Annotated in this window: 9 protein-coding genes and 4 tRNA genes; all 13 read right to left on the bottom strand. The window is 39.3% G+C overall.

All coding sequences use genetic code 11. From position 1 onward, the window contains the following. Window positions 1–62 precede the first annotated feature (62 nt). Window positions 63–4364, bottom strand: a complete 4302-nt coding sequence (rpoC, locus tag RM545_RS15320; protein ID WP_311496164.1) for a DNA-directed RNA polymerase subunit beta' — start codon at window positions 4362–4364, stop codon at window positions 63–65. An 82-nt stretch (window positions 4365–4446) separates the two neighbouring features. Further along, window positions 4447–8259, bottom strand: coding sequence for a DNA-directed RNA polymerase subunit beta (gene rpoB, locus RM545_RS15315; protein WP_311496163.1), 3813 nt, complete (start codon window positions 8257–8259; stop codon window positions 4447–4449). 133 nt (window positions 8260–8392) lie between these two features. Next, a complete protein-coding gene (gene rplL / locus RM545_RS15310) occupies window positions 8393–8767 on the bottom strand; it encodes a 50S ribosomal protein L7/L12 (protein ID WP_311496162.1) in 375 nt (124 codons plus the stop codon). A 56-nt stretch (window positions 8768–8823) separates the two neighbouring features. Then, window positions 8824–9345: a 50S ribosomal protein L10 gene (gene rplJ / locus RM545_RS15305; RefSeq protein WP_311496161.1), complete on the bottom strand. Its 522-nt coding sequence runs from the start codon at window positions 9343–9345 to the stop codon at window positions 8824–8826. 9 nt (window positions 9346–9354) lie between these two features. After that, window positions 9355–10053, bottom strand: coding sequence for a 50S ribosomal protein L1 (gene rplA / locus RM545_RS15300; RefSeq protein ID WP_311496160.1), 699 nt, complete (start codon window positions 10051–10053; stop codon window positions 9355–9357). Between the two features lie 19 nt (window positions 10054–10072). Then, window positions 10073–10510, bottom strand: a complete 438-nt coding sequence (rplK, locus tag RM545_RS15295; RefSeq protein ID WP_311496159.1) for a 50S ribosomal protein L11 — start codon at window positions 10508–10510, stop codon at window positions 10073–10075. A gap of 75 nt (window positions 10511–10585) precedes the next feature. Then, window positions 10586–11137, bottom strand: a complete 552-nt coding sequence (nusG, locus tag RM545_RS15290; protein WP_311496158.1) for a transcription termination/antitermination protein NusG — start codon at window positions 11135–11137, stop codon at window positions 10586–10588. Window positions 11138–11147: 10 nt separating this feature from the next. After that, a complete protein-coding gene (gene secE, locus RM545_RS15285) occupies window positions 11148–11345 on the bottom strand; it encodes a preprotein translocase subunit SecE (RefSeq protein ID WP_311496157.1) in 198 nt (65 codons plus the stop codon). A gap of 122 nt (window positions 11346–11467) precedes the next feature. Further along, window positions 11468–11540, bottom strand: a tRNA-Trp gene (locus tag RM545_RS15280). Between the two features lie 58 nt (window positions 11541–11598). Further along, the gene (tuf, locus tag RM545_RS15275) at window positions 11599–12786 is read right to left on the bottom strand and encodes an elongation factor Tu (protein WP_311496156.1); all 1188 of its coding nucleotides are present in this window, start codon (window positions 12784–12786) and stop codon (window positions 11599–11601) included. A gap of 58 nt (window positions 12787–12844) precedes the next feature. Next, window positions 12845–12916, bottom strand: a tRNA-Thr gene (locus RM545_RS15270). 404 nt (window positions 12917–13320) lie between these two features. Beyond that, window positions 13321–13393: transfer RNA gene (locus RM545_RS15265), tRNA-Gly, on the bottom strand. Window positions 13394–13469: 76 nt separating this feature from the next. Next, window positions 13470–13551: transfer RNA gene (locus RM545_RS15260), tRNA-Tyr, on the bottom strand. Between the last annotated feature and the right edge of the window lie 199 nt (window positions 13552–13750).

The following is a 13750-nucleotide window of genomic DNA, read 5'->3' as shown; positions in this document are numbered from 1 at the left end:
ACAATATATTAAATAAAAAAGGGCCACAAAAGCAGCCCTCTTCAATTTATTTATAAAATGCATCAGTTGTAATTAACTTCCTGCTTTTTCTCAAGCATCTGGTCGAATTCTTCTTTAGAACCAACAATAATGCTATCGTATTTACGCATTCCCGTACCTGCAGGTATTCTATGTCCTACAATTACGTTCTCTTTTAATCCTTCAAGATTATCTATTTTACCACTAACTGCAGCTTCGTTAAGTACCTTGGTAGTTTCCTGGAAGGAAGCAGCCGAGATAAATGATTTCGTCTGAAGTGATGCTCTGGTAATACCCTGAAGAACTGGAGTTGCCGTTGCAGCAGTCACGTCTCTTGCAGTCGCAAGATTCTTGTCTTCTCTTCTAAGAATGGAATTCTCATCCCTTAGTTCTCTTGGAGAAACAATTTGTCCTGCTCGAAGATTTTCTGAATCACCTGCATCTTCCACCACTTTCATTCCGAAAATTTTATCATTTTCTTCTATAAAGTCAGCTTTGTGTACAAGTTGGTTTTCAAGGAAAATTGTATCTCCCGGATCCTGAATTCTTACTTTACGCATCATTTGACGTACTACTACTTCAAAGTGCTTATCGTTAATCTTCACGCCCTGTAGTCGGTAAACTTCCTGAACTTCGTTCACAAGATACTGTTGTACAGCATTTGGTCCTTTAATGTTAAGGATATCTTCTGGTGTAATAGAACCATCAGAAAGCGGCATACCTGCACGAACATAATCGTTTTCCTGAACAAGGATCTGGTTAGAAAGTTTTACAAGGTACTTTTTAACTTCTCCAAGCTTGGATTCTACGATAATCTCGCGGTTACCACGCTTAATTTTTCCGAAGGAAACAACTCCGTCTATCTCGCTTACTACAGCAGGGTTTGATGGATTACGAGCTTCAAATAGTTCGGTTACCCTTGGAAGACCACCTGTAATATCCCCTGCTTTAGAAGATTTACGTGGAATCTTAACAAGAATCTTTCCTACACCTATTTTCTCTTCGTTGTCTACCATAAGGTGCGCTCCAACCGGAAGGTTGTAAGAACGAATTACTTCGTCTTTTTTACCTAGAATATGAAGTGTTGGAATAAGTTTCTTGTTTCTGGATTCAGAAATAACTTTTTCCTGGAAACCTGTCTGCTCATCAATTTCAACCTGATAAGTCACACCTTGTTCAACATTTTCATACTTGATCTTACCGGCAAATTCTGAAATAATCACACCGTTGTATGGATCCCATTGGCAAACAATATCACCTTTGGAAATTTCAGCACCGTCTTCAATAAAGATCTGAGAACCATAAGGAATGTTGTTATTACTCAATACCACTCCTGTTTTCTTGTCCTTGATCTTAAGTTCTGCAGTACGTGAAATCACAATATCTGAAGTACTACCATCTGGCGCTTCACCTCTAACCACTTTAAGATCTTCAATTTCAGCAATACCGTCAAGCTTAGCTATAAGTTTATTTTCTTCTGAAATGTTACCTGCAATACCACCCACGTGGAAGGTACGCAATGTAAGCTGTGTACCAGGCTCACCAATAGATTGAGCGGCCACAACACCTACAGCTTCACCTCTTTGAACCAGTTTGTTGGTTGCAAGGTTTCTACCATAACAGTTCACACATATTCCTTTCTTCGCTTCACATGTAAGGGGTGAACGTACTTCTACGCTCTCAATAGGAGCTTCGTTTATCTTCTTAACTGCAGCCTCTGTAATCTCTTCGCCCGCTGCAACTATTAGTTCCTCTGTAGACGGATTTTGAACATCCTGTAAGGAAATACGTCCTAAAATACGTTCTCCAAGAGATTCTACGATTTCTTCGTTTTTCTTAAGTGCGCGTACTTCCACACCTCTTAACGTTCCACAATCTTCATCATTTACAATAACATCCTGCGAAACATCTACCAGACGACGGGTTAAGTAACCTGCATCGGCAGTTTTTAGTGCAGTATCGGCAAGACCTTTACGTGCACCGTGAGTTGAGATAAAGTACTCAAGAATTGAAAGCCCCTCCTTAAAGTTAGAAAGAATCGGGTTTTCAATAATTTCACCACCACCAGAACTGGATTTCTTAGGCTTGGCCATAAGTCCACGCATACCGGTTAACTGACGAATCTGCTCTTTAGAACCACGGGCTCCGGAATCAAGCATCATATATACAGAGTTGAATCCTTGCTTGTCTTCACGGATTCGCTTCATAGCCAATTCAGTCAATCCTGCGTTGGTCGAAGTCCAGATGTCGATTACCTGATTGTAACGCTCGTTATTGGTAATAAGTCCCATGTTATAGTTACCAATGATCCCTTCTACCTGCTCGTTAGCTTCATCAATCATGGCCTGCTTCTCTTCAGGAATAATGATATCCCCTAAGCTGAAGGAAAGTCCGCCACGAAATGCAAATCCATATCCAAGTCCTTTGATACTATCAAGGAATTCAGAAGTTTCAGGTACACTTGTGATTTTAAGGATATCCCCAATGATCTCACGCAAAGTTTTCTTTGTAAGTACTTCGTTAATGAAACCAGCCTTTTCAGGAACAGATTCATTAAATAATACTCTACCAACAGTAGTTTCTATAATCTGGTAAACCAATTCACCAGCTTCATTAAAATCTTTCGCACGAATCTTGATGCCGGCGTTAAGATCTACTTTCTTCTGGTTGTAAGCGATAATAACTTCTTCCGTAGAATAAAAAGTAAGGCCTTCACCTTTTACCTTTTCTTCATCGGTAGATTTCTTAAGTTTGGTCATATAATACAGACCCAGAACCATATCCTGAGAAGGTACCGTAATTGGTGAACCATTCGCAGGGTTAAGAATATTGTGAGAAGCCAGCATTAACATCTGTGCTTCCAAAATAGCCTCTGGCCCAAGCGGAAGGTGAACCGCCATTTGGTCACCATCAAAATCGGCATTAAATGCCGTACACGCCAATGGGTGCAATTGTATCGCTTTACCTTCAATAAGTTTCGGCTGGAATGCCTGGATACCTAAACGGTGAAGCGTAGGAGCACGGTTAAGTAATACAGGGTGTCCTTTAAGAACATTTTCAAGGATATCCCATACTACAGGCTCTTTTTTATCTATAATTTTCTTCGCAGATTTTACAGTTTTTACAATTCCTCTTTCAATCAGTTTTCTGATCACGAAAGGCTTGTAAAGTTCTGCTGCCATATTCTTCGGAAGACCACACTCGAACATTTTTAGTTCTGGTCCAACCACAATTACCGAACGTGCTGAATAATCCACACGCTTACCAAGTAAATTCTGACGGAAACGACCCTGCTTACCTTTTAATGAATCTGAAAGCGATTTCAAAGGACGGTTAGAATCGGTTTTTACTGCTGAAGATTTTCTCGTATTATCAAAAAGAGAATCTACTGATTCCTGAAGCATACGCTTTTCGTTACGTAAGATTACTTCAGGAGCTTTAATCTCCATTAATCTCTTAAGACGGTTGTTACGGATGATTACTCGACGGTAAAGATCATTTAAATCTGAAGTTGCAAAACGCCCACCATCAAGTGGCACCAAAGGTCTAAGTTCTGGTGGAATAACCGGTACAACCTTCATGATCATCCACTCCGGATTATTTTCACGGTTCTTATTTGCATCACGAAGCGCCTCCACAACCTGAAGTCTTTTAAGAGCTTCGGTTTTACGTTGCTTGGAAGTTTCGTTGTTCGCTTTATGTCTTAATTCGTAAGAAAGCTCATTAAGATCGATTCTCTTAAGGATTTCTATAAGACATTCCGCTCCCATTTTAGCGATAAACTTGTTTGGGTCGTTATCTTCGAGATATTGATTTTCCTGCGGAAGACTGTCTAAAACATTTAGATATTCTTCTTCAGTAAGGAAATCCATTTTCTTAAGTGGATCACCTTCTTCATTTTTGGCGTTACCTGGTTGAATTACTACATACCTCTCGTAGTATATGATCATATCCAATTTCTTGGAAGGAAGCCCAAGCAAGTAACCTATTTTATTCGGTAAAGAACGGAAATACCAGATATGTGCTACAGGAACTACCAAATTAATGTGTCCCACACGATCTCTACGTACCTTCTTCTCTGTCACCTCTACACCACAACGGTCACAAACGATTCCTTTGTAGCGAATTCTCTTATACTTTCCACAGGCACATTCGTAATCCTTTACAGGACCAAAAATACGCTCACAGAACAATCCGTCACGCTCTGGTTTGTGCGTACGATAATTGATAGTTTCCGGCTTAAGAACTTCACCACGGGATTCCGCAAGGATTGACTCGGGAGAAGCTAAACCGATAGAGATCTTGTCAAATCTCTGTACTGTATTCTTATCATTATTTCTAGCCATAATAAATGCTGCTATCTAATTATTGTGAAAAATCTGTTTTAAAGGGGTGCCTTTGAAACACCCCGTATTCTAAAACAGTAATTTATTCTTCTAACTTAATATCCAGGCCAAGACCTTTCAATTCGTGCATAAGCACGTTAAAAGATTCTGGTAATCCAGGTTCCGGCATAGGCTCTCCCTTAACGATTGCTTCGTAAGTTTTAGCCCTTCCTATCACGTCATCAGACTTAACTGTTAAGATTTCTCTTAGCGTACTTGATGCTCCATAAGCTTCAAGTGCCCAAACTTCCATCTCACCAAAACGCTGACCTCCAAATTGTGCTTTACCACCAAGCGGTTGTTGTGTAATTAATGAGTAAGGACCAATTGAACGAGCATGCATTTTGTCGTCAATCATGTGTCCTAATTTCAGCATATAAATTACACCTACAGTTGCACGTTGATCAAAACGCTCTCCTGTACCACCATCAAAAAGATAAGTATGTCCAAATCTTGGAATTCCTGCTTCATCAGTCAGTTCATTGATCTGGTCTATAGTTGCACCATCAAAAATTGGAGTCGCATATTTATTCCCTAATTTTTGTCCTGCCCAACCAAGTACAGTTTCATAGATCTGCCCAATGTTCATACGTGATGGTACACCAAGTGGGTTTAGCACGATATCAACCGGAGTTCCATCTTCAAGGAACGGCATATCTTCCTGGCGAACGATTCTTGCAACAATACCTTTGTTACCGTGACGTCCAGCCATCTTATCCCCTACTTTAAGCTTACGCTTCTTAGCGATATAAACTTTAGCAAGTTTAAGAATACCTGAAGGAAGCTCATCTCCAACAGAGATGGTAAACTTCTCTCTTCTTAAATTACCCTGAAGGTCATTTTCTTTAATCTTGTAATTATGAAGAAGGTCTGCTACCAATACGTTCAGGTGATCATCTGTAGTCCACGTACCCTGTGTAAGGTGCGTGTAATCGTCTACAGCGTTTAACATCTTAAGGGTATATTTCTTACCTTTTGGCATTACTTCTTCCCCTAAATCATTTTGAACACCTTGTGCTGTTTTTCCTCCAATAATGGCAAATAATTTATCTACCAGATCAGATTTTAAAGTAGTGAACTTAGTTTCGTACTTCATCTCTAAAGCCGAAATATCTTCTTTATCCTGAGCTCTCTTGCGCTTATCTTTAATAGCTCTGGCAAAAAGTTTCTTATTTATTACAACTCCGCTTAAAGAAGGAGAAGCTTTTAAAGAGGCATCTTTAACATCACCTGCTTTATCACCAAAGATTGCTCTTAACAATTTCTCTTCAGGAGTAGGATCACTTTCTCCCTTTGGAGTAATTTTTCCAATAAGAATATCTCCAGGTTTAACCTCGGCACCAATTCTTATCATCCCGTGTTCATCAAGGTCTCTTGTAGCCTCTTCAGAAACGTTTGGAATATCATTAGTCAATTCTTCGTTACCCAATTTGGTATCCCGAACTTCCAGTGAATATTCATCTATATGAATAGAGGTGAAAATATCATCTCTAACTACTTTTTCAGAAATTACGATCGCATCTTCAAAGTTATATCCTTTCCAGGGCATAAAGGCAACCTTCATGTTTCTACCCAAAGCAAGTTCACCAGCTTCAGTAGCGTAACCCTGACATAGAACCTGACCTCTGGTTACTCTATCCCCTACAGCTACAATTGGCTTAAGGTTTATAGAAGTTCCCTGGTTGGTTTTACGGAATTTTATAAGATCGTAAGTTTTAGAATCACTATCGAAACTAACCATACGCTCTTCCTCTGTACGATCGTACTTAATTGTAATCTGGTTTGCATCTACATATTCTACTTCTCCTTCACCCTCAGCATTAATCAACACACGTGAATCTGTAGCAACCTGTCTTTCAAGACCCGTTCCCACAATAGGAGAATCAGCTCTTAACAATGGTACGGCCTGACGCATCATGTTAGATCCCATCAATGCACGGTTGGCATCATCATGTTCCAGGAAAGGAATTAATGAAGCCGAAATAGATGCAATCTGATTTGGTGCAACATCGGTATAATGGACCTCTTTTGGATCTACAACCGGAAAGTCTCCTTCCATTCTTGCAATTACCCTTTCAGCAGTGATCGTTCCATCATCTTCTAAAGGAATATTTGCCTGGGCAATTTTCTTTCCTTCTTCTTCCTCTGCACTAAAATAAACAGCCTCTTCAGAAAGATTAATCTTACCATCAGTTACATTTCTATATGGAGTCTCGATGAAGCCCATTCCATTCACTTTTGCATAAACTGCAAGTGAAGAGATCAAACCAATGTTTGGACCTTCAGGAGTTTCAATAGGACAAAGTCTACCATAGTGTGTATAGTGAACATCACGTACTTCAAATCCTGCTCTTTCTCTGGATAAACCACCTGGCCCAAGTGCTGAAAGACGACGCTTGTGCGTAATCTCTGCAAGCGGGTTTGTCTGGTCCATGAACTGAGATAACTGGTTTGTCCCGAAGAAAGAATTAATAACAGAAGACAATGTCTTCGCGTTAATCAAATCTATTGGTGTAAATACCTCATTATCACGAACATTCATCCGCTCACGAATAGTACGTGCCATACGGGCAAGACCAACACCAAACTGCTGGGATAGTTGCTCACCTACAGTTCTAACACGACGGTTAGACAAGTGATCAATATCATCAATCTCAGCTTTAGAGTTTATAAGCTCAATTAAATATTTTACAATGGTAATGATGTCTTCTTTGGTAAGCACCTGCTTATCCATAGCCACATCAAGACCAAGTTTTTTATTCATTCTATAACGACCAACTTCTCCAAGACTGTAACGCTGATCTGAGAAAAATAATTTATCGATAATACCACGAGCCGTTTCCTCATCTGGCGGTTCTGCATTACGTAGCTGACGATAAATATGTTCTACCGCTTCTTTTTCAGAGTTGGTAGGGTCTTTTTGTAAAGTATTGTGAATAATCGCATAGTCACCGGTTTGATTATCCTCTTTATGAAGAAGAATAGTTTTACTACCAGTTTCCAGAATTTCTTCTATATGTTCTTTTTCAAGTTCTGTATCACGATCCAGAACAATTTCATTACGTTCAATTGAAACTACCTCTCCTGTATCTTCATCAACGAAATCCTCATACCAGGTATTCAATACACGAGCCGCCAGTTTACGACCCAATACTTTTTTAAGTCCTGTTTTCGAAACTTTAACCTCTTCTGCCAGGTCAAAGATTTCAAGAATATCTTTATCACGCTCAAAACCGATAGCACGGAATAGCGTAGTAACAGGTAATTTTTTCTTTCTATCGATATACGCGTACATCACGCTGTTAATATCGGTAGCAAATTCTATCCACGATCCTTTAAAAGGAATAACACGGGCAGAATATAGTTTTGTTCCATTAGCATGGAAAGATTGTCCAAAGAAAACCCCCGGAGAACGGTGTAACTGAGATACCACTACACGCTCTGCACCATTGATACAAAAGGTACCACTTGGGGTCATATAAGGGATAGTTCCCAAATAAACGTCCTGTACGATGGTTTCAAAATCTTCATGTTCCGGATCTGTACAATAAAGCTTTAACCTTGCTTTAAGCGGAACACTGTAAGTTAAACCACGCTCAATACATTCCTGAATGGAATATCTTGGCGGGTCCACGAAATAATCTAAAAATTCTAGTACAAATTGGTTACGGGTGTCCGTAATTGGGAAGTTCTCTAAAAAGGTATTATACAGACCTTCATTTCCCCGCTCTTCTGATTTTGTTTCCAATTGAAAGAAGTCCTGGAATGACTTGATCTGGATATCCAGAAAGTCAGGATAATCAGGCCTGTTCTTTACAGAAGAGAAACTCAATCTTTCAGTTTGCTTTGCTAACATCTATGGACGGAATTATAATTTGTTATATATATAGGTGCGTTACAAGGACTATGCCGTTATATACGCAAAAGGGTTTAGACCTTCAGGAGCGAATCCTGAGGCCTAAACCTAAATAATATTGCTTTTGTCAAGCTTATTTAAGCTCAACCTCAGCTCCTGCTTCTTCTAACTGTGCTTTTAATGCTTCAGCTTCATCTTTAGAAACACCTTCTTTTACTGGAGCAGGTGCACCATCAACTAATCCTTTAGCGTCTTTAAGACCAAGACCAGTAAGTTCTTTCACAAGCTTAACTACTGCAAGCTTAGCACCTCCCGGAGCCTTAAGGATTACATCAAATTCAGTTTGCTCTTCAGCGGCTTCTTCACCACCAGCAGCTCCACCAGCAACAGCAACAGCTGCAGCAGCAGGCTCAATACCATATTCTTCTTTTAGAATATCAGCTAACTCATTAACTTCTTTTACAGTCAAGTTAACCAATTGTTCTGCGAAATCTTTTAAATCTGCCATTTTTCTATCGTTTTAAAAAGTTCTTTAATTATAATTGTTAAAAAGTGCGTACGTATCTATTCTTCCTTTTCAGAAAGAGTTTTAAGAATTCCGGCTATTTTACCGCCACCAGATTTAAGTGCTGAAATAACATTCTTAGCAGGTGATTGTAATAGACCAATAATATCTCCAATAACTTCTTCTTTAGATTTGATATTTACAAGGGCATCCAGGTAATTATCGCCTACATAAACAGCTTCCTCTACAAAAGCTCCCTTAAGAAGAGGCTTATCAGATTTTTTTCTGAATTCTTTTATAACCTTGGCCGGAGCATTTCCGGTTTCAGATAACATTATTGAAGTATTACCTTTAAGTACTGATGGCAGATCTGCGAAATCTTTATCAGTTGCTTCCATGGCTTTCGCCAATAATGTGTTTTTAACTACCGATAGCTTAATATCTGCTTTAAAACAAGCTCTTCTTAAGTTAGAAGTGGCGCCTGCGTTTAATCCAGAAATATCTGCTAAATAAATGGTTGGAGAATCAGCTAACTGGGCAGTTAAATCTTTTATTACTTGTGATTTTTCTTCTCTTGTCATAATAACTTATTATTGCTCAGTAAACCTTTTAGTGTCAATTGCCACACTCGGGCTCATGGTGCTAGCCATATAAATACTCTTTATATAGACACCCTTAGCAGCCTGAGGCTTCAACTTTACCAGCGTAGTTAATAATTCTCTTGCGTTACCAGCAATTTTTTCAGCATCAAAAGATGCCTTACCAACTGCAGCGTGAACAATACCTGTTTTATCAACTTTAAAGTCAATTTTACCAGCCTTAACATCAGATACAGCTTTACCAATATCCATAGTTACCGTACCGGTTTTCGGGTTAGGCATCAAACCTCTAGGTCCAAGAATACGACCAAGGGGTCCTAATTTTCCCATAACACTAGGCATAGTGACGATAACATCCACATCTGTCCAGCCGCCTTTAATTTTCTCAAGGTATTCATCAAGTCCAACAAAATCTGCACCAGCTTCTTTAGCCTCTTCTTCCTTATCTGGAGTTACAAGAGCCAAAACCTTTACATCTTTACCGGTACCATGAGGAAGTGTCACAACACCTCTCACCATTTGATTAGCTTTACGAGGATCTACGTTCAAACGAACAGCCAAATCCACAGAAGCATCAAAGTTTTCGTTGGAAACTTCTTTTATTAAAGCTGAAGCTTCTGCAACCGAATACAGCTTACCGTTTTCGATTTTAGATTGAGCCTCTTTTTGCTTTTTTGTTACTTTTGCCATTTCTTAATTTCTTTTAGGATTAAAACGGTGCGCTACCTTTTACAGTTATCCCCATTGAACGTGCTGTTCCGGCAACCATTTTCATCGCAGACTCTACAGTGAATGCATTTAAATCCTGCATTTTATCTTCTGCAATAGCTCTAACCTGATCCCAAGAAACACTTGCTACTTTTTTTCTGTTAGGCTCTCCAGAACCCTTTTTAGATTTAGATGCTTCCAACAATTGTACTGCTGCAGGAGGAGTCTTGATAACAAAGTCAAAAGACTTATCACCATAAACTGTTATCGCAACAGGCAATACTTTACCTTGTTTATCCTGTGTTCTGGCGTTAAATTGCTTACAGAACTCCATGATATTAACTCCGGCAGCACCTAAAGCAGGTCCAACTGGTGGTGAAGGGTTAGCAGCACCTCCGCGAACTTGTAGTTTTACAACTTTACTTACTTCTTTTGCCATTTTCTAAATTTTTAGGTGATAGTTTGTTAGAGTGGAAGCTTTAAAAAACTATCAAAAAATATGTAACAAATATTGTTATACTTTTTCTACTTGCATATAGCTCAATTCCAGCGGTGTTTTTCTTCCGAAAATCTTAACCATTACCTCAAGCTTACGTTTTTCTTCATTTATCTTTTCTACCGTACCATTAAAACCATTGAATGGACCATCTATTACTTTAATAGTTTCCCCAATAGTAAAAGGAATGGCGACATTATCTGCTTTCACAGAGAGTTCGTCAACCTTACCTAACATACGATTTACTTCAGATTTTCTGAGTGGCACCGGATCCCCACCTTTAGTCTCTCCAAGAAAACCTATCACACCATTAATTCCTTTAATGATATGAGGAATTTCCCCTATAAGATTTGCCTGTACCATTATATATCCCGGAAAGTAAACGCGTTCTTTATTAACCTTTTTTCCGTTTCTAATTTGTATAACTTTTTCGGTTGGAACAAGAACCTGGTCTACCTGATCTTCCAGGCCATGGTGGGCAATTTCTTTTTCTATATAATCTTTGACTTTATTTTCCTGACCACTAACGGCACGAACAACATACCATTTTTTATCCTTTACCTCTGTCATTTGTAGTTTTTTAAGATTTAATCCATTCGAAGTACTGCTCTATTGCAGAGCTAAACAAAGAATCAACACCCCAAACTGCCAATGAAAAAATAATTGAGAATACGGCAACCACGATAGTTAAGCGTTGCGCTTCAGGCCAGCTCGTCCAGGTAACATGGTTTTTTAACTCGTTATAAGATTCTGATATGTAATTAACAATTCCCGCCATTTCTTGATTTATTTGCTCGGATTGAGAGACTACCTTCGACTTCTCTCGGGACAGGCATCTCGCCACTTTTTTCTAGATATCCTGAAAATTTTAGATCCCTGTAAAGGAATTATTTTCTCTTGCACGGGTTGAGAGGCTCGAACTCCCGACACCTGGTTTTGGAGACCAGTGCTCTACCAACTGAGCTAAACCCGTAAATATAAAGGAAGGTATCCCGATTTACAGCGGGATACCTTTATAAATCAATTCTGAATTAGTCTAGAATTTCAGTTACCTGACCAGCACCTACAGTTCTACCACCTTCTCGGATAGCAAAACGAAGTCCCTGATTCATAGCAATAGCCTGAATTAACTCTACAGTAATTGTAAGGTTATCACCTGGCATTACCATCTCAACTCCTTCAGGAAGGCTAATTGTTCCAGTCACATCAGTTGTACGTACGTAGAACTGTGGACGGTAGTTGTTATGGAATGGAGTGTGACGTCCACCTTCTTCTTTCTTAAGGATATAAACCTCAGCTTTAAATTTAGCGTGTGGAGTTACAGAACCTGGCTTAGTAATTACCATACCTCTTGAGATTTGAGATTTCTCAATACCTCTAAGAAGAATTCCAACGTTATCTCCAGCTTCACCTCTATCTAGAATTTTACGGAACATTTCAACCCCAGTAATAGTGGAAGTAAGTTTACCAGCTCCCATACCAATGATTTCTACAGGATCTCCAGTGTTCGCTACACCAGTTTCAATACGTCCAGTTGCTACTGTACCACGACCTGTAATAGAAAATACATCTTCGATAGGCATCAAGAAAGGCTTATCTACATCACGCTCAGGAAGTTCAATCCAGCTATCTACAGCTTCCATAAGATCAAGAACAGTCTTAGACCATTTCTCATCTCCTTCTAAAGCCCCAAGTGCAGAACCTGAAATTACAGGACCATTATCACCATCATACTCATAGAAAGAAAGAAGATCTCTTACTTCCATCTCAACCAATTCCAATAATTCTTCATCGTCAACAAGGTCAACTTTATTCAAGAATACAACGATTCTTGGAATACCAACCTGACGTCCTAAAAGGATATGTTCACGAGTTTGCGGCATAGGACCATCAGTTGCAGCTACAACCAGAATAGCACCATCCATTTGAGCAGCACCTGTAACCATGTTCTTCACATAATCGGCGTGACCAGGACAGTCAACATGAGCGTAGTGACGGTTTGCAGTCGAATACTCTACGTGTGAAGAGTTAATAGTAATACCTCTTTCCTTCTCTTCCGGAGCATTGTCAATTTGATCAAAAGCACTCGCTTCTGAATAACCAGCATCAGCCATTACTCGTGTAATCGCTGCAGTTAAAGTTGTTTTTCCGTGATCTACGTGTCCAATTGTACCAATATTAAGGTGCGGTTTGGAACGATCATAAGTTTCCTTTGCCATAATTAATACTTATTTAATCTTAGTTATATATTAGTGTTCAATTTTATACAAAAACAAGAGCCAACGACGAGAATTGAACTCGTGACCTCTTCCTTACCAAGGAAACGCTCTACCCCTGAGCTACGTCGGCTTTTAAAAGAGGCGCTTTAGGCACCCCGGCTCAAAATTCATTGTTCTGTAAACAACAAAAATAACCCCAAACCTGCTCAGGTTATTAGGTTATAATTTATCTAGAACAACACAGAACGCATTACAACCTTCTGTTATATTTAAATCTCCAGCCAGCAAATAAACAATACAGAAATCACAATCTCGAGCGCTTCTCCCTGTAATCGTCATGAAGCGAAGATTTTAATTTTCCGCCTCTTCACAAAGCCATCATGAACTCAAAGTTCCAGACTTTCTAGAGTGGGAGACCGGGTTCCCTTCGATTCGCTTTTTTAAGCTCACTCAGGACAGGCTTCTCACCCTGCTTTCTGCCTTTAACACAATTTAAACTAAATCAAATTGTTATTTCTTTCAGAAAGTCTTTAGAGCGGGAGACCGGGTTCGAACCGGCGACATTCAGCTTGGAAGGCTGACGCTCTACCAACTGAGCTACTCCCGCAATATAAAAGGCCTACTGTTAAAGGTTTAATGCCTAAATATTAGTCCTTAAACATTAAACCTTAATCCTTTTTTTGTGGGGAGAGCAGGATTCGAACCTGCGAAGTTAAAAACAGCAGATTTACAGTCTGCCCTCGTTGGCCGCTTGAGTATCTCCCCAATTCAATTTTTACACAATTTCACAGAACCATCATCGTTTTACCGACTCAGCCTTGTGATGGTATTTTTGCGGCTGCAAATAAATGTAAATTTACATTACCATCCAAAGCATTTCTTTAAAATTTTAAATAACTTTCATCACAGTATTCAGTATAAATATCATACACCTGAAATATCACCGAAATGAACTGTAATTATC

It is taken from the genome of Autumnicola lenta, from assembly GCF_031846515.1.
Classification (GTDB): Bacteria; Bacteroidota; Bacteroidia; order Flavobacteriales; family Flavobacteriaceae; genus Autumnicola; species Autumnicola lenta.
Note: the sequence above shows the minus strand (reverse complement) of the source record. Positions and strands in the feature narration are given on the sequence as shown.